Here is a 19,633-nt window from a genome sequence, read left to right as displayed (position 1 = left end):
TATCTGCGCCCGTCAGCAATGGGTGCATGGAGGAAAATCGGCATGACACACGTGAAGATTGTGGAAGTCGGCCCGCGTGACGGGCTGCAAAACGAAAAACAGACCGTGCCGCTAGCGGTAAAGGTCGAGCTGATTCAAAGCCTGGCCGCCAGCGGCCTGCTGAACATCGAAGCCGGCGCGTTTGTGTCGCCGAAGTGGGTGCCGCAGATGGCCGATAGCGCCGAGGTGCTGCAAGCGCTGCCGCTGGACGGCACGGTGAACTACCCGGTGCTGGTGCCCAACGACAAGGGCCTGGACGCGGCGCTGGCTGCCGGCGTGCGCGAGATTGCCGTGTTTGGTGCTGCCAGCGAGGCCTTTAGCCAGAAAAATATCAACGCCAGCATCTCGGAGAGCCTGCAGCGCTTCGAATCGGTGATGCAGCGCGCGGTGGCGGCCAACGTGCGCGTACGCGGCTACGTGTCGTGCGTGGTGGGCTGCCCCTACGAAGGCGCCATCGCACCGCGCAAGGTGGCCGAGGTGGCCAGCGCGCTGTACGACATGGGCTGTTACGAGATTTCGCTGGGCGACACTATCGGCGTGGGCACGCCGGATAAAGTAACCGCCATGCTGGACGCGGTAAGCGAACAGGTACCGGTAGCCAAGCTGGCCGGCCACTTCCACGATACCTACGGCATGGCCATCGCCAACATCCACACCGCGCTGCAAGCCGGCGTGCGCACCTTCGACAGCTCGGTGTCCGGCCTGGGTGGCTGCCCGTACGCCAAGGGCGCATCGGGCAATGTGGCCACCGAAGACGTACTCTATCTGCTGCACGGCCTGGGTTATCACACCGGGGTAGACATTAACCGCGTAGCCGATGCCGCATGGTTTATCGCCGATGCGCTGGGTCGCGAGCCTGGCTCGCGCTACGCCAAGGCGCGTGGCCGGGGGCTGGCGGCCTAGCCGTGGTAGCCCAGGCTGCGCGAGGTAGCGGCGGCGCAGGCCGCCAACGCCTGCGCCAACGGGCCATCCCAAGCCGCGTCGAAAGCGGCAGCGGGGCCCAGCGTGGTCATCACCAGCGCCAGTTGGCCGCTACTGTCAAACACCGGTGCCGACAGCGCATTGATACCCGGCAGCGGGTAGCCTACCGCACGCGCCATGCCGTGCTCGCGTACCTCGGCCAGGGTAGCCGCCAGCTCGGGCTGCTGCCCTGGCGGCTTGTGCGCCAGCTCGCTTTCTATTACGGCGCGTGTCAGCTCGGCCGGCAGCCAGGCGGCAAACACGCGGCCGGTAGCCGAATCCAGCACCGACATCACGCTGCCGGTGCGCATATTGATGTGCACGATGCGGTTGCACTCCACGATGCGCACCACGGTAGGCCCGTGGTTGCCCCACACCGCCAGCGCCACGTTCTGGTTGATGTCCAGCGCCAGCCGGGTGGCGGCGTCGCTGGCGATCTTGACCGCATCCAGCTCGTGCAGGGCGGTCAGGCCCATTTGCAGTGCAAAGCTGCCCAGCCGGTACTGGCCGGTTACGGCGTCTTGTTCCACCAGGCCCAGCTTGCCGAAGCTCACCAGGTAAGGGTGCGCTTTGGCCGGCGGCATGCCGGCATCGCGCGCCAGGTCTTTCAGCATCATCGGTGTACCGGCGCGCACCAGCGCTTGCAACAGGGTGCCGCCCACCTCGATCGATTGAATGCCGCGGCGGGCGTCTTTTTCTGCGTCCATAACGATAAAAGCAAGTCAGTATCGCCACAGTGTAGCATTGCTGCCGCCCGGATCGAGTTTGTTAATATCAAACTTGTTGAGCAATATTTAACATTGCAGTATGGTTCAGGCCATGCAGCCATCGCTGCCCCGCACACGGAGACAACACCATGCTGATCCAGAAAATCCACCACGTGGCCTACCGCTGCAAAGACGCCAAAGAAACCGTCGAGTGGTATGTAAAACACCTCGACATGAAGTTCGTGCTGGCCATTGCCGAAAACGAAGTACCGTCCACCAAGCAGCCGGACCCCTACATGCACGTGTTCCTGGACGCAGGCCAGGGCAATATCCTGGCCTTCTTCGAGCTGCCCAACAGCCCGGAAATGGGCCGTGACCCGAATACCCCGGCCTGGGTGCAGCACCTGGCGCTGGAAGTAGCCGACATGGACACCCTGCTGGCCACCAAAGCACGGCTGGAGGCGGCCGGTATCAAGGTGATCGGCCCCACCAACCACACTATTTTCCAGAGCATCTATTTCTTCGACCCCAACGGCCACCGCCTGGAGCTGGCCTGCAATAGCGGCACGCCGCGCATGATGCAGCTGCTGGACGAAGCCAAGTGGGACATGCTCAACGAATGGGCCACCACGCGCAAAGCCCCGCAGCACGCCCGCTGGATGCACGACGGCAGCTATAAGGAAGACTAAGCCTGTTGCGGCATAAGCCGTCGTCGTACACTACATATAACGATACCGCCGGAATAACACGACGTAGAGGAGACCCACCCATGCACGCCCCGGATACCCCGATCTGGCAGCCCGCTGCTGGCCGCGCAGCCGCCACCCACCTGGCTGCTTTTGGCAAACTGATGTCCACGCTGGACGGCACCGAGTATGCCGACTACCACAGCCTGTGGCAGGCCAGCGTAGACCGGCCAGACCGCTTCTGGAACCAGGTGTGGGATTACAGCGGCGTACTGGGCAGCAAAGGCGGTATCGCGCTGCAGCAGCCGGGCGGCATGCGCGAGGCACGCTTTTTTCCCGAAGCCGCGCTGAACTACGCCGAGAACATGCTGCGCCGCAAAGACGACGCGCTGGCGGTAACGTTCTGGGGCGAAGACAAGGTCAAACGCGAGCTGAGCTGGTGGGAGCTGAACGACCTGGTATCCCGGCTGCAGCAAGCCATGAAGGAACACGGCATCCAGCGTGGTGACCGCATTGCCGGCTATATGCCCAATATGCCGGAAACGCTGGCCGCCATGCTGGCCGCCACCAGCCTGGGCGCGGTGTGGACCAGCTGCTCGCCGGACTTCGGCACCGACGGTGCCATAGACCGCTTTGGCCAGACCGCGCCACGCATCCTGTTCTGCCCCGATGGCTACTGGTACAACGGCAAGCAGGTGCAGATCCTGGACAAGATGCGCGTCATCGCCGCCGGCTTGCCATCGGTAGAAAAAATCGTGGTGGTGCCCTATCTGGGCGAGGCCGACGCTTTTGCGGCCAACCTGCCGCAGGCCAGCACGCTGGATGGTTTCCTGCAGGGCTTTGTGGCACGCGAGCTGACTTTTGCGCGTGTGCCCTTCAACCACCCCTTGTTCATCCTGTACTCCAGCGGTACCACCGGCAAGCCCAAGTGCATCGTGCATGGCCACGGCGGCACCTTGCTGCAGCACCTGAAAGAACACCAGCTGCACGCCGACATCCACGCGGGCGACCGCCTGTTCTACTTCACCACCTGCGGCTGGATGATGTGGAACTGGCTGGTGTCCGGCCTGGGTAGTGGTGCCACGCTGATGCTGTACGACGGCTCGCCGTTTGCCAAGGGCGGCCATATCCTGTGGGAGTACGCGCAGGCTTACCGTTGCAGCCATTTTGGCACTTCGGCCAAGTACATCGACGGCCTGAAGAAAATCGACCTGCAGCCACGCCAGCATTACGACCTGTCCAGCCTGCGCGCCGTGTTCTCTACCGGCTCGCCGCTGGTAGCAGAAAGCTTCGACTGGGCTTATCAGGCCATCAAGGCGGATATGAATCTGGCGTCCATCTCGGGCGGCACCGATATCGTGTCGTGCTTTGCGCTAGGCTGCGCCGCCTTGCCGGTTTACCGTGGCGAGCTGCAATGCCGCGGCTTGGGCATGGCGGTGGAAATCCGTAACGACCACGGCCAGCCGGTACAGGGTGAAAAAGGCGAGCTGGTATGCACCAAGCCGTTCCCGTCCATGCCGGTAGGCTTCTGGGGCGATGACAGCGGCGAAAAGTACCGCAAGGCCTACTTTGACCGCTTTGCCGATGTGTGGTGTCACGGCGACTACGCCGAACTTACCGCACATGGCGGCATGGTGATCTACGGCCGCTCCGACGCGGTACTGAACCCTGGCGGCGTACGCATCGGCACTGCGGAAATTTACCGCCAGGTAGAAACCTTCCCGCAAGTACTGGAAAGCATCGTGGTAGGCCAGCGTTGGCAGGACGACGAGCGCGTCGTGCTGTTTGTGAAGCTGCGCGACGGGCAGGTACTGGATAGCGAGCTGACCGCCATGATCAAGGACAAAATCAAGAATGGTGCCAGCCCGCGCCACGTACCGGCCAAGATCATTGCCGTCGCCGACATCCCCAAAACCATCAGCGGCAAGATCGTCGAGCTGGCGGTGAAAAACGTGATTCACGACGAACCGGTCAACAACCTGAGCGCGCTAGCCAACCCAGACGCGCTGCAACTGTTCGCCAAGCTACCCGAGCTGCAAAGCTAGCACGTAGCCTGCGGCCAACCCAGCTTGACCGCAACCGCCACAAAGCCAAGGCCACCGCATGCGGTGGCCTTGGCTTTTACTGACAGCGCCCTAGCGCAAACTTAATGCGCTGCCGGCACGCGCTGCAGCAGGTAGTACACCTCGTGCTTGTCGCGCGGGCGGCTACCCTGCCAGCGCAGCTGCCAGCCATCGTAGCGGGGTGCCTGGTCTTTGTCCCCTACCACCAGCTGCAGCGTGCACGGCAGGGCTTGCCCTGCCGCCACCGGCTTCAGACGCAGCTGCGCATAATATTGCCAGCTGACCCGCGCCATCATCTGGCGCTCGTCTATCGCCACGCATTTATCCCCTGCCGGCATGGCTTTCATCATGCCTGTCACCACCGGCTGGTAGCTTTTGGCCGCGTCCAGAAACGGCAGCCACAGCGTTAGCAGCAAGCCCCACAACAGCGACAAGCCGGCTGCCCAGTTGGTAATGGCCTGGCGGCCGCGCAAATGGCGCCGCGTGACAGCCCACACCCACACCGCCGTCGCCAGCAGCGCCAGCAGCACGGCCAGCAGCGAAACCTGCGGCGTGTAGTAAGGGCTGAAATACTCGGCGCGTGCGGCCAACCTGGCCGGCCAGCCAAAGTTCATGGCCGCCCAGCCCAGCCACACCAGCAAGGCAAAAAAGCCAAACGCCATCAGGCCAAACCAGTTCAGGAAAGCTGCTGCACCACGGCGCAGGCTATCGAGCTCGACCGCAGCCAGCACCGCCAGCGGCAATAGCAGCGGCATGGCCTCTTCCGTGTGACTGTTGTTGGAGAAGGTCAGCAGCAACAGCAAGACCGCAAAGCTCAGCAAAGGCAGCTGCAGCATCGGCAGCTCGTAACGGCGGTTTTTCCATAGCGCCCACGCCGCAAGCGGCCAGGCAGGCCAGGCGTACCACAGCACCAGCTTGGGGTAGTAGCCCAGCTCATGAAACAGGCCGATACCGCCAAAACCATGCAGCGGCCCCAGCGCGTAAGCCTGCCACCACTGCTGGAATACCAGCGGGTAGTTTTTATAGAGTGCCCACGGCCACACCATCAGCAAAGGCAAGGCAAACAACAGCGCCATAACCAGGGTGATGGCATAGCGCTTGTTACGCCAGCTGGCAAAGGCAGGCAGCAGCAGCGCCACACTCCACACCAGTATCAGCTGCAGCAGGTTGGTCGACAGGAATACCACCACGCTGGCCGCGCCCAGCAGCGCGCCAGCCAGCGCCGGGGCGCGGCGGCTGAGTACCATGGCGTACAGCGCCGCCGAAAAGCCGGCGAAGCCCGCCACGATCGGGTTCATTTCATGCCCGGTAACGATCAACCCCAGGCAACCGATCAGGATCATCACCACACTGCGGCCGTGGCGGCGGCCGATCAGCTCGCGCCCGATGCCACCGGCAAACGCCAGCGCCACCGCCATGAATAGTGGCGTGGCCAGCCGTGCCGCATCGTGCAACGGCAGCAACCACGGTGACAGCAAACGCGCCAGACCCGCAGCAAGCCAATAGTACAGCGGCGAGTTTTCCAGATAAGGTTGGCCGTCGATGGCGGGCAGCAGCCAGTGGCCACCGGCAACAAAGCCCTGCACCACGGCAGTGACGTAAGGCTCGTCCGGCTTCCAGGGGGTATGCCCCAAAATGCCTGGCCACAGCCAGACAAAACACAGCAGCAACAGTACCCAGGGTTTTTCGGTAGGCCGGGCGGCAACCTGGCTTTGCGCGGAATAAGTCAGCATGCGCGGAAATGACCAAGAGAGAGTAAGCCGACATTGTAGTGATAATCGCCGCCTGCACCTAGCAGGCAAAACAAACGCCACGCGGCAAGCAGCGTGGCGCGGGCGGGCAAACGGCTTGCCGGGCTAGCCTAGCTGGCCACGCAGGCGCAAACCCAGGCGGGCGATGGCAATTTTCAGGTCGATACGGCGCTTTTGCAGCGAGTTACGCAGCTTGTTACGGCGGCGCTGGCGCTTGTGCTCGGGCGCGGCCTGCAGGCGTTTGAGCTCGTCTTCGCGCCAGTCGTGCCGGGCGCACGCCGCCGCCAGCTGTGGTACCGACAAACCAGGCGGCTGCGCGGCAAAGAAGCTGGCCAGATACAGCGGTGCTTCGTAGCTGTAGTTCCAGTAATGATGCAAGGCGGCGTCCAGCGCCACCATCTCGTAGCGGCTGCAAGCCACCAGCGACAGGGCAAACTGCTCTACCCAATTGCGCGGCACCACACGGGTAAACAGATAATCGCTGACACGAATCACGTCATCAAAGAAAACGGTACTGCCTGCCGGCACGCCAATGGCACCGGCGTTCCACATCAGCAGCCGCGAGGTATCGGCAATGCCCAGCTGCTGCAGCTGCGCCTGCTTTTGCTGCACATAACGGTGATAATCCGGGAAGAACGCTGGCGAAAACGCGCCCTCTGGCACGTGCATGCAACACAGCGGGGCCTGGCCGCCGTCGCCGCGCAGGCGGCTGAAGATGTTGTCCGGCAGATGCAGCCAACGGGTGTCGCAGTCTACATACAGTAGCGGGCCGTCCAGCTCGGCGCTGGCACGGCGCAGCACATTCAGCTTGATGCGATGCACGTAATCAAACGGGCCACGGAATGCGGCCAACTCGGCGCGCTGCAGGACGATAGCCTGAATCAACGGGTGCTGCGGTACTTCGCGGGCATCGTCGGTGTACACCACGATACGGATATCATCGCGCTGTTGTTGCAGCAGCAGATGCAGCAGGGTCAGTACCGAAAAACGGGTCTGGTCGTGATATTTGCGGCTGCCGTGCGACAGGTACACGATATTGACGGGCATCATCTAACAGGCTCGAAAAAGTAAACCGGCATAGTGTAGACGATATGCCCGCCCCCGGTAGCTGACATTTCAGCCAAGGCAAGGCGGGTAGCGGCGCACAGGCATGAAAAAAGGCAGCCGAAGCTGCCTTTATGTCCATCTTGCAAGCGGTAATTAGCGCTTGAAGAAGCTGCCGAACTTCTGGTTGAAGCGATCAACGCGACCAGCGGTATCAACGATCTTCTGTTTACCGGTGTAGAACGGGTGGCACTGGGAGCACACTTCAATGTGGAAGGCGTCTTTAGCCATGGTGGACTTGGTGGTGAACTGGTTACCGCAGGAGCAGGTAACGGCTACTTCTTTGTAGTTCGGCTGAATATCGGCTTGCATGGCTTTTCCTTTTAACTCGGGTACAGGGGTTTTGCCTGTACTTCTTCAAAACGCGTGATTATCCAGACTAAAACGGCCATTGGCAAGGAAAAGCTGGCCGCGGCCAACCTTTCCTGCTATGGGCAGCGCGGTTTCGACTCAGGCACGGCGCCAGGTTGTGGCGCCGGCACTGTCTTCCAGCACGATGCCGGCGGCGGTCAGTTCGTCGCGAATGCGGTCGGACTCGGCCCAATTTTTGGCGGCGCGTGCGTCCTTGCGCGCCTGGATCAGCGCCTCGACTTGTTCGGCGCTCAGACCGCCCTCGGCGCTATCGCCTTGCAGGAAAGCTTCCGGGTCGCGCTGCAACAGGCCCAGCACGCCGCCCAGGTCTTTCAGCAGGCGCGCCAGCGCCAGGTCTTTGCTCTTGTTCACCTCGCCAGCCAGCTCGAACAGTACCGATACGGCTTCGGAGGTGCCGAAGTCGTCGTCCATCGCGGCCTTGAAGCGCGCCGCGTACGGGTTGGCCCAGTCGATGCCGGTGCTGGCTGGCAGGTCCAGGCCACGCAGTGCGGTGTACAAGCGGGTCAGACCCTGCTTGGCGTCGTTCAGGATGCCGTCGGTAAAGTTCACCGGACTGCGGTAGTGGCTGCGCACGATAAAGAAGCGGATCACTTCGCCGTCAAAATGGCCCAGCACGTCGCGGATGGTGAAGAAGTTGCCCAGGCTCTTGGACATCTTGGTGCCATCCACATTGATAAAGCCGTTGTGCATCCAGTAGTTCACGTACTGGTGACCGTGTGCGCCTTCGCTCTGCGCGATCTCGTTCTCGTGGTGCGGGAACTGCAGGTCTTCGCCGCCGCCGTGAATATCGAAATGCTCACCCAGGTGGTGGCAGCTCATGGCCGAGCACTCGATGTGCCAGCCGGGGCGGCCGGCGCCCCACGGGCTTTGCCACTGTGGCTCGCCCGGTTTGGCGGCTTTCCACAGCACAAAGTCGAACGGGTCGCGCTTGTTCGGGTCTACGTCGATGCGCTCGCCGGCGCGCAGGCTTTCCAGCGTCTTGCCGGACAGCTTGCCGTAGCCGTCGAACTCGCGCACGGCGTAGTACACGTCGCCATTGGGCGCCGGGTAGGCCTTGCCACGGTGGATCAGCTTGCTGATGATGTCCTGCATGCCGCCAATGTGCTGCGTGGCACGCGGCTCGAAGGTTGGCCGCAGCAGGCCCAGCGCTTCGGTATCGGCGTGCATGTCGGCGATGGTTTCTTCCACCAGCGCCTCGGCACTAATGCCACGCTCGGCAGAACGCTTGATGATCTTGTCGTCAATATCGGTAATATTGCGCACATAGGTCACGTCGTAGTTACTGGCGGCAAACCAGCGGTAGATCACGTCGAAGGCGGTGAGCATACGGGCGTGGCCGATATGGCACAGGTCATAGACAGTCATGCCACACACGTACATCTTTACCTGGCCGGGTACGAGCGGTTTGAATTCTTCTTTCTGGCGGGTCAGTGTGTTGTAGAGCTTGAGCATGACAACTTGGCCTGTATCGGTTAAGTAACGAACCGTTATTGTAGCAAAGCCGTCAAGCCCCTAGCAGGCAGCTTTCATGCACGGCGTAGTGCCTTGTTTCATAAGCAGAATTACAACAGGAGCCATAGAAAATGAACTGGGGAAACGAACTATTGGCCAGCGGCATCTGGCTGGGCAAGGCCATGCTGATTACGGTGCTGGTCAGCAGCATTGCCATCTGGCTCACTACCCGCTTTAGCCGCTGGGGGCGCCAGTTTCTGCGCCTGGCAGGGGACTTTTTCCGCCCGGTTAACAATGGCTGGCGGCCATTGCTCACCATCCTGCTGGTGCTACTGGTGACGCTGGCGGGGGTACGGGTGAATGTGCTGTTTTCCAACTGGTACAACGAAATGTACGCCTCGCTGCAAAAGCTGGATGCCAAGCTATTCTGGGCGTCTATGCTGATTTTTGCCGTGCTGGCCAGCGTACACGTTGGCCGCAGCCTGTTCGAGGTGTACATCCAGCAGGCTTTCGTCATCCGCTGGCGCGAATGGCTGAACGAGCGCATGTTGTCGCGCTGGCTGCAGGGGCAGACTTTCTACCGCACCCAGCACCTGGCCGACCCGGTAGATAACCCGGACCAGCGCATCCAGCAGGACATCGCCAGTTTTGTCAGCAGCAGCCTGTCGCTGTCAATGGGTGTCATCGACGCCCTGGTGTCCACCTTCGAGTTCACCCTGATACTGTGGGGCCTGTCCGGTGTACTGGCGGTATTCGGGCTGGAGATTCCGCGCGGCATGGTGTTTGCCGTATACCTGTACGTGATCGTCGCTACGGTGTTTGCCTTTGGCATTGGCCGCCCGCTGATCCGCCTGAACTTCCTTAACGAAAAACTGGGTGCCGATTATCGCTACGCACTGGTGCGGCTACGCGAGTACAGCGAGAGCATTGCCTTTTATCGCGGCCACCTTGTCGAAGGCGCGCAGCTACGCCAGCGCTTCGGCCGACTTATCGATAACAGCTGGGCCATCCTGTTCCGTAACCTGAAATTCACCGGTTTCAACTTTGTTGTCAGCCAGACCGCCGCCGTATTCCCGTTCATCATCCAGGCGCCGCGATTCTTCTCCAAGCAGATCTCGCTGGGCGACATGGTGCAAACCGCGCAGGCTTTCGGGCAGCTGCAAGACAATCTGTCTTTCTTCCGCCGTGCTTATGACGACTTTGCCCAGTACAAGGCCGTGCTGGATCGTCTTACCGGCTTTCTGGATGCCGCCGAAGCCAGCGATGCCCTGCCCTGCGCCCACACGCAGCCGCAAAGCAGCGGCCTGCAGCTTGGCCAGCTGGACGTCACTACACCGGATGGCCGCCCCTTGCTAAGCGGCCTGAGCCTTAGCCTGGCAGCGGGTAATGCGCTGCTGATACGCGGCCCGTCCGGCAGTGGTAAAACCACCTTGCTACGCGCCATTGCCGGCCTGTGGCCGTATTGCCAGGGCAATATCGGCTACCCGCTGGACAGCGTGCTGTTCCTGTCGCAAAAGCCTTACCTGCCGCTAGGCAGCCTGCGCGATGCACTGAGCTACCCGCAGGCCGCCGTTGCCGACGCCGACCGTATCCAGCGCACCTTGCAAGCGGTACAGCTGGGCCACCTGGCCAGCCGGCTGGACGAAGAGGCAGACTGGAGCCGCATCTTGTCGCTGGGCGAGCAACAACGCCTGGCGTTTGGCCGCCTGCTGTTGGCCGCACCGAAAGTGGCATTCCTGGATGAGGCCACCTCGGCCATGGATGAAGGCCTGGAAGACGCACTGTACCGGCTGGTACGCAGCCAGCTGCCGGACACGGTACTGGTCAGCGTCGGTCACCGCAGCACCCTGCTGGTACACCATAGCCATCAGTTACAGCTGCAAGGCGAAGGGCGCTGGCTGCTGCAATAGCCCCGTTATTGCTACGCAAGCCGTCTCGCGGTGGGGCGGCTTGCGGGTTTCACAACAGATACGCGCGTTGTTACGTAAGCGTTATATATAAATACTGTCACATTATTCATTGTGGGTGATAATTCCGCATCCGCCCTTCGCGAGACACCCATGACCACCGCCTCCCCATGCGAGCCATTACTGGCAGCGCTGCACGCCCTGCTGGGCGAGCGCCTGTCCACCAGCGAGGCCATGCGCGCCCACCACGGCCACGACGAATCCTGCCATCCGGATGCCCTGCCCGATGCCGTGGTGTGGCCACACAGCACCGCTGAAGTCAGCGCCATTGCCTGTCTGTGCAGCCAGTACGGTGTGCCCATGGTCCCCTACGGTGCCGGCAGCTCGGTAGAAGGCCACACCCTGGCCGTGCACGGTGGCATCTGCATCGACTTGTCGCAGATGAACCGCATAGTGGCCATTCACGAAGCCGACCTCACCGCCACGGTAGAAGCCGGCGTGACACGCATGCAGTTGAACCGTGAGTTACGCCACAGCGGGCTGTTCTTTCCGATAGACCCCGGTGCCGATGCCACGCTGGGCGGCATGACCGCGACGCGGGCCAGCGGCACCAACGCCGTGCGCTACGGCACCATGCGCGAAAACGTACTGGCGCTCACAGCCGTGCTGGCCAGCGGCGAGGTAGTCCACACCGGCACGCGGGCACGCAAGTCGTCTGCCGGCTATGACCTGACCCGCCTGCTGGTGGGTTCGGAAGGCACGCTGGCGATCATTACCGAAGTCACCGTGCGCCTGTACGGCATGCCGGAGGCCATGTCGGCCGCGGTGGTCAATTTCGACAGCGTCACCGGTGCCGTGGATACCGTGATCCAGAGCATACAGTGCGGCATACCGCTAGCCCGCGCCGAGATGCTGGACGCGCTGACCATGCAGGCGGTGAACCGCCATAGCCGCACCGACTATCCCGAGCGCCCTACGCTGTTTCTGGAGTTCCACGGCACCGCCGCCAGCGTGGCAGAACAAGCCGCCATGGTGGGCGAGCTGGCCGCGGCCAACGGCGGCGGCGGCTTTGCCTGGGCCACGCGCGACGAAGAGCGCAACAAGCTGTGGCAGGCGCGCCATAACGCCTACTTTGCCGGCTTGCAGCTGCAACCTGGCAGCCGCTGCGTGGCCACCGACGTATGCGTACCGATATCACGCCTGAGCGAGTGCATTGAAGCCACCTACGCCGACCTGCGGCACGAGGGCATGCAAGCGCCGCTATTCGGCCACGTTGGCGACGGCAACTTTCACCTGATGCTGCTGGTACAGCCCGGCGACGAGGCTGCCATGACACAGGCCAAGGCCGTCAATCACCGCCTGATACAGCGCGCACAGGGCATGGAAGGCACCTGCACCGGCGAGCACGGCATCGGCATTGGCAAACAGCCATACCTGGCAGCAGAAGCCGGCACCCATGGCATCGCCATGATGCGCGCCATCAAGCTGGCGCTAGACCCGGCACAACTGCTGAACCCCGGGAAAATATTCAGCCGCTAGCATGGCACGGCCGGACAAACCCTACCGCACGGCGTACTACCACGCGCGGCAAGATCAGCACGCCCTGCCCGCCAGGCGCACTGCCGCACTACTGGTAGGTAGCATCTTTACGCTGATGCTGTGCGTAGAGTACGTACAGCATCCGGCGCACTGGCAGAGCATTCTGGTGCCACGTGTCGCCGGCATCTGCTGGGCTTTTGGTGCACTCATGCTGATGCATGGCCGCAACGCCAGGAGGTGGGGCAATGTATTCCATGTCGGTGGCGGCCTGCTCTACCCCGCCACCGTGGTGTGGTTCGGCTACGAGCTCGATCGTATCGGTATCAGCTATTTATCCATGACCCAGGGCTTTGCCATCGTCGACCTGATGCTGATTGCCACCACTTCGCGCTTTTCCCTGCTCTGTGTGGCCTCGGTCGGTAACTGGCTCATTGCGATTGCCTCACTGCAGCTGTTCAAGCTGCCCGCCTTGGCCGTGGCTACCGTGACAGAAAACGTCACCATCAGCCTACTACTGTGCCTGGCCGTAGGCCGCATCATGTGCAAGCAGGCAAAACGCCACGATAACAACCTCTACTTGCTGAAAAAGTCACGGCAGCGTGCCGAGCAAGCCATGCGCCAGCTCGCCAGCAGCCACCGCGAAATGCAGCATATGGCAGACCGGGACCTGCTGACCGGCTTGTTCAACCGGCGGGCGGGAATACGCCATATCAGCCAGCTGCTGGAACAGGCGGCCGGGCCTGGCGACAAGGCCTTGCTGGAAATCGACCTGGACCGCTTCAAACCCATCAACGATCAGCACGGCCACAAAGCGGGCGATATGGTGCTGCAAATCACGGCAGAACGGCTGCTGACCACCCTGCAGCAGCAAGACGTATGCTGCCGTTTTGGTGGCGACGAGTTCATCGTGGCACTGTGCCGGGACAGCAGTCAGGCGATCCGCCACACCATTGACGAGCTGGACTATGCGCTAAGCCGCCCTATCGCCCTGCCATCCGGCGCTATCGTCTCGGTCAGTGCCAGCATCGGTTATTGCCCGATCAGCGCCCATAGCCAGCTGGAAGCCCTGATCGAGCAAGCGGATAACGCCATGTACCTGAAAAAACGCGAACGCAGCAGCGACAGACAGCTGCCCTTTGCCGAGCGCCGACAACAGCGCACGTCACGCTAGCCGCCAGGCACGGCAGGCACTACACTGCCGCCTGACTTTTGCCGCAGGAAGAATGACTTGGCCCAGCTCCACCCGGATGACGTGACCTTTACCGCCATACGCGCCCAGGGGGCGGGTGGGCAAAACGTGAACAAGGTGTCGTCCGCCATCCATTTGCGCTTTGACATTCGTGCTTCGCGCCTGCCGGACAGCCTGAAAGACAAACTGCTGGCCAGCAGCGACCAGCGCATCAGCAAAGACGGCGTAATCATCATCAAGGCGCAGCAGTACCGCACCCAGGAGCAAAACCGCCATGATGCACTGCAGCGCCTGCAGGCCATGCTCGATGCGGCCAACATCACGATAAAAGCGCGCAAAGCCACCAAACCCACCTGGGGCAGCCAGCAGCGCCGGTTGGCAGGTAAATGCAATCGCGGTAGCATCAAGGCCATGCGCGGGAAAGTAGACTACTGACATGTTGCACTGCGGCTGGTAATCCGGCCGTATCTGTCCTTAAATTCACTCACATCCACGCCTTGCACACTTAGGGGAACGCAGGCTCATGAACGTTGGTATCGGTTACGCAATTGCGCTGATTTGCATTTTTGGCGCCTACATCATTCACGGCGGTGACATCATGGTGATTGTCCATGCACTGCCTACCGAACTGATGGCCATTCTGGGCGGTGCCATTGGTGCCTTTGTGGTGTCCAACCAGGGCAAAACACTCAAGGCGGTAAAAGGCGCCCTGCCTACGCTGTTCAAAGGCTCGCCTTATACCAAGGCCCGCTATATGGACTTGCTGGGCATGCTGTTCGAGATTCTGGTCAAGATCCGCAAGGAAGGCCTGATGTCGGTGGAAAAAGACATCGAAGACCCGCATAGCAGCGCGGTGTTCTCCAAGTACGAAGCCATTGCCCACGACCACCACGTGATGGACTTCATTACCGACTACCTGCGTATCATGGTGTCCGGCAACCTGAACGCCATGGAAATCGAAAACCTGATGGACATCGAAATCGAAACCCATCACCACGAAGGCCACTCCCCCGCCGCGGCGATTACCCGCCTGGGTGACGCCCTGCCGGCCTTCGGTATTGTGGCCGCGGTGCTGGGTGTGGTGAACACCATGGGCTCGGTAGGCCAGCCACCTGCGGTACTGGGCGGCATGATCGGCTCGGCACTGGTGGGTACCTTCCTGGGTATTTTGCTGGCCTACGGTATCGTGGCGCCGCTGGGTACCCTGCTGGAGCAAAAGCTGGACGAAAGCTCCAAAGAGTTCCAGTGCATCAAGACCGTGCTGCTGGCCAGCATGCAGGGTTACGCCCCGCAAACTGCAGTGGAATTTGGCCGCAAGGTGCTGTACTCCACCGAACGCCCCACCTTCCAGGAGCTGGAAGAAAGCATCAAAGGCAAGAAATAACCTGCTTCATGCCGAGAAAAGCGCCCTGCGGGGCGCTTTTGTTTTTTCACCAGGCCGCGCATTGACAGGCTGCCCGCCGGCTTTTTAAATGGGCGGCCTTTACCGGAAAGCCACACCATGACGCACGCTCTACCCCACTGGCAGGCCGTCTGCCGCGACCTGGCCACACGCCATGCCGACAACGATGGCGCCCACGACCTGGCCCACTTGCAGCGCGTATGGCAAAGCGCCAGCCAGCTGCTGCACAGCTACCCCCAAGCCGATGCGCTGGTGGTGATGGCGGCCTGCTACCTGCACGACCTGGTGAACCTGCCCAAGAACCACCCGGAACGCCACCTAGCTTCGCGCCAGGCTGCCGCACTGGCCAGCCAGGCGTTGGCCGCTGCCGGCTTTCCCGCCGACAAGTTGGCCGCAGTCAGCCACGCCATCGAGGCGCACAGCTTTTCTGCGGCCATCACGCCGCAAACGCTGGAGGCGCAAATCGTGCAGGATGCCGACCGGCTGGATGCACTGGGGGCTGTCGGCCTGGCGCGGCTGTTTTACACCGCCGGCAAGATGGACAGCCAGCTGGCGCACTCGGACGACCCGCAGGCACAGCAGCGCCCGCTGGATGACCGCCGCTATGCGCTGGACCACATTACCGTGAAGCTGGCCACACTGCCGGCAACCATGCAGACCGAGGCTGGCCGCGCGCTGGGCGAACAGCGCCTAGCCTGGATTATGCAATTCCGCGCAACTTTTCTGGCGGAGTGGGGTTCCAAGCAGCCCTGAATGCACGCGGTTACACCCGCGGCAGCCTGCGGCCAACCCTGGCGGCAGGCCCTGGCAGCAGGGTGGCAAAGACCACCCGCGCCACCTTCTCCACCACAACACCCGTGATAAAAATGGACATTCAGCAACTGATCGACGATATCGCCCGCGATATCGCCCCTTATCTGTCGGCCGGCAAGCCGGCGGACTACATCCCGGCGCTGGCCGGAGAAAGCGCCACGCAGTTTGCCATGGCGGTTTCTACCCTGGACGGCCAGCACTTCCATACCGGCCTCGCCGACAAGCGCTTTTCCATCCAGAGCATTTCCAAGGCCTTCATGCTGGCGCACACGCTGGCACAGAGCGGCGAATCGCTATGGCAACGCGTAGGTAAAGAGCCTTCCGGCAACCCGTTCAACTCGCTGGTGCAGCTGGAGTACGAGCACGGCATTCCGCGCAACCCCTTCATCAACGCGGGGGCTCTGGTGGTAACCGATATCGCCATCGGCCAGCAGGGTGACAGCAGCGCGGCGCTGCGTTCCTTCCTGCGAGAGGAAAGCGGCGAAGAGGCGCTGGATTTCGACTACGTGATTGCGTCGTCGGAAGCCGAACACGGCCACCGCAATGCGGCGCTGGCACATTTCATGAAGAGCTGCGGCAATATCCGCAACCCGGTAGACCAGGTGCTGGCGCACTACTTCCGCGCCTGCAGCCTGCGCATGTCGGTACGCGAGCTGGCGCGCGCCGGCCTGTTTCTGGCCAACCACGGCGCCTCGCCGGTCAGCGGCCAACAGCGGCTCAGCCGCAGCCAGGCCAAGCAGGTGAACGCCATTATGCTGACCTGTGGCACCTACGATGCCGCCGGCGAGTTTGCCTACCGCGTCGGCTTGCCCTGCAAGAGCGGCGTCGGCGGCGGCATTCTGGCCATCCTGCCGGGCAAGATGAGCATTGCAGTGTGGAGCCCGGGGCTGGACACGCGCGGCAACTCGCTGGCCGGGCTGGAGGCGCTGGACCGCTTCACCACCCGTAGCGGCCAGTCGGTGTTCTGAGCCGGGTTGGCCGCTACGCGGCAGCACGCTGCCTGCGGCCAACCTTGCCAGGCCTAGTACTGCGCCTGGAACTCGGCCAGCAAGCGGTTAAGGCTGCGATCCTGGCGCATTCTGGCGATGGTGGTATTCAGGCGTGCTACCAAGCCACCAGCGTCAGGAAAATGCCGCGATACGGCAAAAAAGTTCGGGTCCAGCATGACGGGCAAGCTGACAATACGCAGCTGTTCGATAGCAATACCCGCCTGGCGCGCGTTATAGCGTACTGCGTGCACCCCGCCGGCGATCACCGCGACGTCCAGACGGCCGACAACCAGCATCTGCAAACGCTGCTGTGGGCCACCATCCTCGTTGATTTGCATGGATGGCATGGCTGCGTTAAACGCATCGGTAAAGCGCGAAGCACGGGTGGTCCCCACCCTGCGCCCGGCCAGATCAGTGGGGTGGCGAAAGGCAAACGGCCGTGCCGCAGCCTGTACCAGTACCACCGGGTCATCCATGACTTTCTGCGAGAACAGCAGCTGCTGCTCGCGTTCCGGTGTTTTGGAAAACACCGGTGCCATGATGCCCTTGCCAGCTGCCACCTCCTGGATGGCGCGCGCCCACGGCATGCAATGCGCTTCGGCCTCAATGCCTGCCTGTTTCAGGATCGCCAGGCCCAAGGCCACGCCATAACCAGCGGGGCGGCCATGCTCGGCAAAGTGCTTGGGTACGGTGTGCTCGCTGCAATACATGCGCAGCGGCTCGGCAGCGGCCAAGCCGGCGTGGGCAAGCAAAAAGAAAAAGCCTGCTATGAAGCAGGCCTTGGCCAGACGCACTAACGGCATCAATCTTCCAGTACGGCGGAGGTATACACCTCTTGCACGTCGTCCAGGTCTTCCAGCGCGTCCAGCAGCTTCTGCATACGCACAGCGTCGTCACCGGCCAGCACGCTTTCGTTTTGCGGGCGCATGGTCACTTCGCCCATTTCGGACTTGAAGCCTGCGGCTTCCAGCTCGCCCTTGATACGGGTGAACTCGTACGGCGGGGTAATTACCTCCAGCGAGCCGTCGTCGTTGCTGACTACGTCGTCGGCACCGACCTCCAGTGCTTTTTCCATCAACGCGTCTTCGTCAGTACCCGGTGCAAACACCAGGTAACCGCAGTGGGTAAACTGGAAAGCCACGCAGCCATCCGTACCCATATTGCCGCCGTACTTGGAGAAAGCATGGCGCACGTCGGCCACGGTACGGGTTTTGTTGTCGGTCAGGCAGTCCACCATCACGGCAGCGCCGCCGATACCGTACCCTTCGTAACGGCATTCCAGGTAATCCACGCCTTCCAGCGTGCCGGCACCACGGTCGATGGCGCGCTGGATGTTGTCCTTGGGCATGTTGGCATCCCAGGCCTTGTCCACCGCCAGACGCAGGCGCGGGTTGGAATCAATATCGGCACCGCCCATTTTGGCGGCAACGGTGATTTCCTTGATCAGACGGGTAAAGATTTTGCCGCGCTTGGCGTCAGCGCGTTCCTTCTTGTGCTTGATATTCGCCCATTTACTGTGGCCAGCCATAAAAGCCTCGGTTTCAGTGTGTTGGCAGCCTGCCACCGGCAAGCCGCAAAAATTTTCAGTGCGGGATTCTAGCAAAAAGCTAGCGCGCCTTCAGCAACGCTGCAATAAAGTCGAATGACTCGCGGTAAAGCTGCGACAAAGCCGGCTCCATCAGTGGCAGCGACAGGTATAGCGCCACAAAGCCGATAAACAGTGTCACGGGAAAGCCAAAAGAGAACACGTTGAACTGCGGCGCCGCGCGCGTCATCACCCCGATGGCCAGGTTCACCACCAAGAGCGTGCCGACCACAGGCAGTGACAGCCACAGCCCCCACTCGAACAGCTTGCCCCCCCATACCGCCAGGCTATACAGCGAAGTCGCCGGAAATGGCGCGCCCACCGGCATCAGACGGAAGCTTTCCGCCAGGGTGGCAATCAAGACCTGATGGCCGTCAAAAGTCAGGAATATCAGGGTAGCAAACACGCTGAGCACGCGGGATACTGCCGGCACCTGGGCAGAATGCTGCGGGTCAAAAAACATGGCAAAGCCCAGCCCCATCTGGCTACCCATCAGAAAACCGGCCATTTCCACACCGGTCAGCACGATACGCATCACCAGCCCGATGCTAACGCCAATCAGTAGCTGCTGGATCACGATCAGCGTACCCTGGGCCGACACCACCGACACCTCGGGCATGGGCGGCAGCACCGGCGCCAGCAAGATGGTGAGAAACATGGCAAAACCGGCCTTGTAGCGGCGCGGTATGCTTTTGGACGATAGCAGCGGGTCGGCCAGCATCAGGCCCACAATGCGGGCAAATGGCCACAGGAAATACGCCAGCAGCGCATTGATCTGGGCATCGCTGAAACTGATCATGCCTTAGCCGATAACGCTGGGAATGCTCTGGAACAGGCGTGTCATGTAGTCCAGCAGGGTAGTCATCATCCACGGCCCGGCCAGCACCAGCACCAGAAACATGGCCAGTAGCTTGGGGATGAAAGTCAGCGTCATTTCGTTGATCTGGGTAGCCGCTTGCAGGATGCTGACCAGCAAACCCACCAGCAGCGACACCGCAAGCGGCGGCGCCGATACCAGAATCAGCACAAACAGCGCGTTTTGCACCAGGTTAATGACGGTTTCAGGGGTCATGTC

General features: G+C 61.7%; 19 protein-coding genes. 10 read left to right on the top strand and 9 right to left on the bottom strand.

Annotated features, from left to right (window positions below; all coding sequences use genetic code 11):
- Positions 1-42: 42 nt before the first annotated feature.
- Positions 43-942 carry a hydroxymethylglutaryl-CoA lyase gene (locus LCH97_RS00910; RefSeq protein WP_227302952.1) on the top strand — a complete coding sequence of 300 codons (900 nt, stop codon included), beginning with the start codon at positions 43-45 and terminating at the stop codon, positions 940-942.
- Here LCH97_RS00910 and LCH97_RS00905 read toward each other — a convergent pair.
- A complete protein-coding gene (locus LCH97_RS00905; protein WP_227302951.1) occupies positions 939-1,706 on the bottom strand; it encodes an IclR family transcriptional regulator in 768 nt (255 codons plus the stop codon). The two genes, LCH97_RS00910 and LCH97_RS00905, sit on opposite strands and share 4 nt — an antisense overlap.
- A gap of 149 nt (positions 1,707-1,855) precedes the next feature.
- Between LCH97_RS00905 and LCH97_RS00900 the strand changes: the two genes are divergently transcribed.
- Both LCH97_RS00900 and LCH97_RS00895 read left to right on the top strand, forming a co-directional pair.
- Positions 1,856-2,395 carry a VOC family protein gene (locus tag LCH97_RS00900; RefSeq protein ID WP_227302950.1) on the top strand — a complete coding sequence of 180 codons (540 nt, stop codon included), beginning with the start codon at positions 1,856-1,858 and terminating at the stop codon, positions 2,393-2,395.
- Between the two features lie 80 nt (positions 2,396-2,475).
- The gene (locus tag LCH97_RS00895; RefSeq protein ID WP_227302949.1) at positions 2,476-4,437 is read left to right on the top strand and encodes an acetoacetate--CoA ligase; all 1,962 of its coding nucleotides are present in this window, start codon (positions 2,476-2,478) and stop codon (positions 4,435-4,437) included.
- A gap of 101 nt (positions 4,438-4,538) precedes the next feature.
- Here the strand turns inward: LCH97_RS00895 and LCH97_RS00890 are convergent, their stop codons facing one another.
- From LCH97_RS00890 to cysS, 4 genes are all read right to left on the bottom strand, one after another.
- The gene (locus LCH97_RS00890) at positions 4,539-6,188 is read right to left on the bottom strand and encodes a glycosyltransferase family 39 protein (protein ID WP_227302948.1); all 1,650 of its coding nucleotides are present in this window, start codon (positions 6,186-6,188) and stop codon (positions 4,539-4,541) included.
- A 123-nt stretch (positions 6,189-6,311) separates the two neighbouring features.
- A complete protein-coding gene (locus LCH97_RS00885) occupies positions 6,312-7,256 on the bottom strand; it encodes a hypothetical protein (protein WP_227302947.1) in 945 nt (314 codons plus the stop codon).
- A 150-nt stretch (positions 7,257-7,406) separates the two neighbouring features.
- Complete coding sequence (rpmE, locus tag LCH97_RS00880) at positions 7,407-7,622, bottom strand: 50S ribosomal protein L31 (RefSeq protein ID WP_017508844.1); 216 nt, start codon at positions 7,620-7,622, stop codon at positions 7,407-7,409.
- 138 nt (positions 7,623-7,760) lie between these two features.
- Positions 7,761-9,134 (bottom strand): cysteine--tRNA ligase, encoded by a 1,374-nt coding sequence (gene cysS / locus LCH97_RS00875; protein WP_227302946.1) that lies wholly within the window; start codon positions 9,132-9,134, stop codon positions 7,761-7,763.
- Between the two features lie 131 nt (positions 9,135-9,265).
- Here cysS and LCH97_RS00870 point away from each other — a divergent pair, with 131 nt between their 5' ends.
- From LCH97_RS00870 to LCH97_RS00840, 7 genes are all read left to right on the top strand, one after another.
- Positions 9,266-11,044 (top strand): ABC transporter ATP-binding protein/permease, encoded by a 1,779-nt coding sequence (locus LCH97_RS00870; RefSeq protein ID WP_227302945.1) that lies wholly within the window; start codon positions 9,266-9,268, stop codon positions 11,042-11,044.
- 150 nt (positions 11,045-11,194) lie between these two features.
- The gene (locus tag LCH97_RS00865) at positions 11,195-12,580 is read left to right on the top strand and encodes an FAD-binding oxidoreductase (RefSeq protein WP_227302944.1); all 1,386 of its coding nucleotides are present in this window, start codon (positions 11,195-11,197) and stop codon (positions 12,578-12,580) included.
- A gap of 1 nt (position 12,581) precedes the next feature.
- Positions 12,582-13,751 (top strand): GGDEF domain-containing protein, encoded by a 1,170-nt coding sequence (locus LCH97_RS00860; RefSeq protein ID WP_227302943.1) that lies wholly within the window; start codon positions 12,582-12,584, stop codon positions 13,749-13,751.
- Between the two features lie 57 nt (positions 13,752-13,808).
- On the top strand, positions 13,809-14,204 hold the full coding sequence (gene arfB, locus LCH97_RS00855) for an alternative ribosome rescue aminoacyl-tRNA hydrolase ArfB (protein ID WP_227302942.1): 396 nt from the start codon (positions 13,809-13,811) through the stop codon (positions 14,202-14,204).
- Between the two features lie 88 nt (positions 14,205-14,292).
- The gene (gene motA, locus LCH97_RS00850) at positions 14,293-15,153 is read left to right on the top strand and encodes a flagellar motor stator protein MotA (RefSeq protein ID WP_227302941.1); all 861 of its coding nucleotides are present in this window, start codon (positions 14,293-14,295) and stop codon (positions 15,151-15,153) included.
- A gap of 117 nt (positions 15,154-15,270) precedes the next feature.
- Positions 15,271-15,924 carry an HD domain-containing protein gene (locus LCH97_RS00845; protein WP_227302940.1) on the top strand — a complete coding sequence of 218 codons (654 nt, stop codon included), beginning with the start codon at positions 15,271-15,273 and terminating at the stop codon, positions 15,922-15,924.
- A 113-nt stretch (positions 15,925-16,037) separates the two neighbouring features.
- Entirely contained in the window at positions 16,038-16,952 is a 915-nt protein-coding gene (locus LCH97_RS00840) for a glutaminase (RefSeq protein WP_227302939.1), read from the top strand.
- A gap of 53 nt (positions 16,953-17,005) precedes the next feature.
- Here the strand turns inward: LCH97_RS00840 and LCH97_RS00835 are convergent, their stop codons facing one another.
- The 4 genes from LCH97_RS00835 to fliQ all read right to left on the bottom strand — a co-directional run bounded on the left by LCH97_RS00835 (position 17,006) and on the right by fliQ (position 19,630).
- Positions 17,006-17,776, bottom strand: a complete 771-nt coding sequence (locus LCH97_RS00835; protein ID WP_227302938.1) for an ABC transporter substrate-binding protein — start codon at positions 17,774-17,776, stop codon at positions 17,006-17,008.
- Entirely contained in the window at positions 17,776-18,501 is a 726-nt protein-coding gene (locus LCH97_RS00830; RefSeq protein ID WP_017508834.1) for a YebC/PmpR family DNA-binding transcriptional regulator, read from the bottom strand. The genes LCH97_RS00835 and LCH97_RS00830 overlap by 1 nt, the downstream gene beginning before the upstream one ends.
- Before the next feature lie 79 nt (positions 18,502-18,580).
- Positions 18,581-19,357 carry a flagellar biosynthetic protein FliR gene (gene fliR / locus LCH97_RS00825; protein ID WP_227302937.1) on the bottom strand — a complete coding sequence of 259 codons (777 nt, stop codon included), beginning with the start codon at positions 19,355-19,357 and terminating at the stop codon, positions 18,581-18,583.
- Between the two features lie 3 nt (positions 19,358-19,360).
- Positions 19,361-19,630 carry a flagellar biosynthesis protein FliQ gene (gene fliQ / locus LCH97_RS00820; protein WP_017508832.1) on the bottom strand — a complete coding sequence of 90 codons (270 nt, stop codon included), beginning with the start codon at positions 19,628-19,630 and terminating at the stop codon, positions 19,361-19,363.
- Between the last annotated feature and the right edge of the window lie 3 nt (positions 19,631-19,633).

Origin of the sequence: Vogesella sp. XCS3, assembly GCF_020616155.1 — a bacterium.
In the GTDB taxonomy this organism is placed as follows: Bacteria; Pseudomonadota; Gammaproteobacteria; order Burkholderiales; family Chromobacteriaceae; genus Vogesella.
Note: the sequence above shows the minus strand (reverse complement) of the source record. Positions and strands in the feature narration are given on the sequence as shown.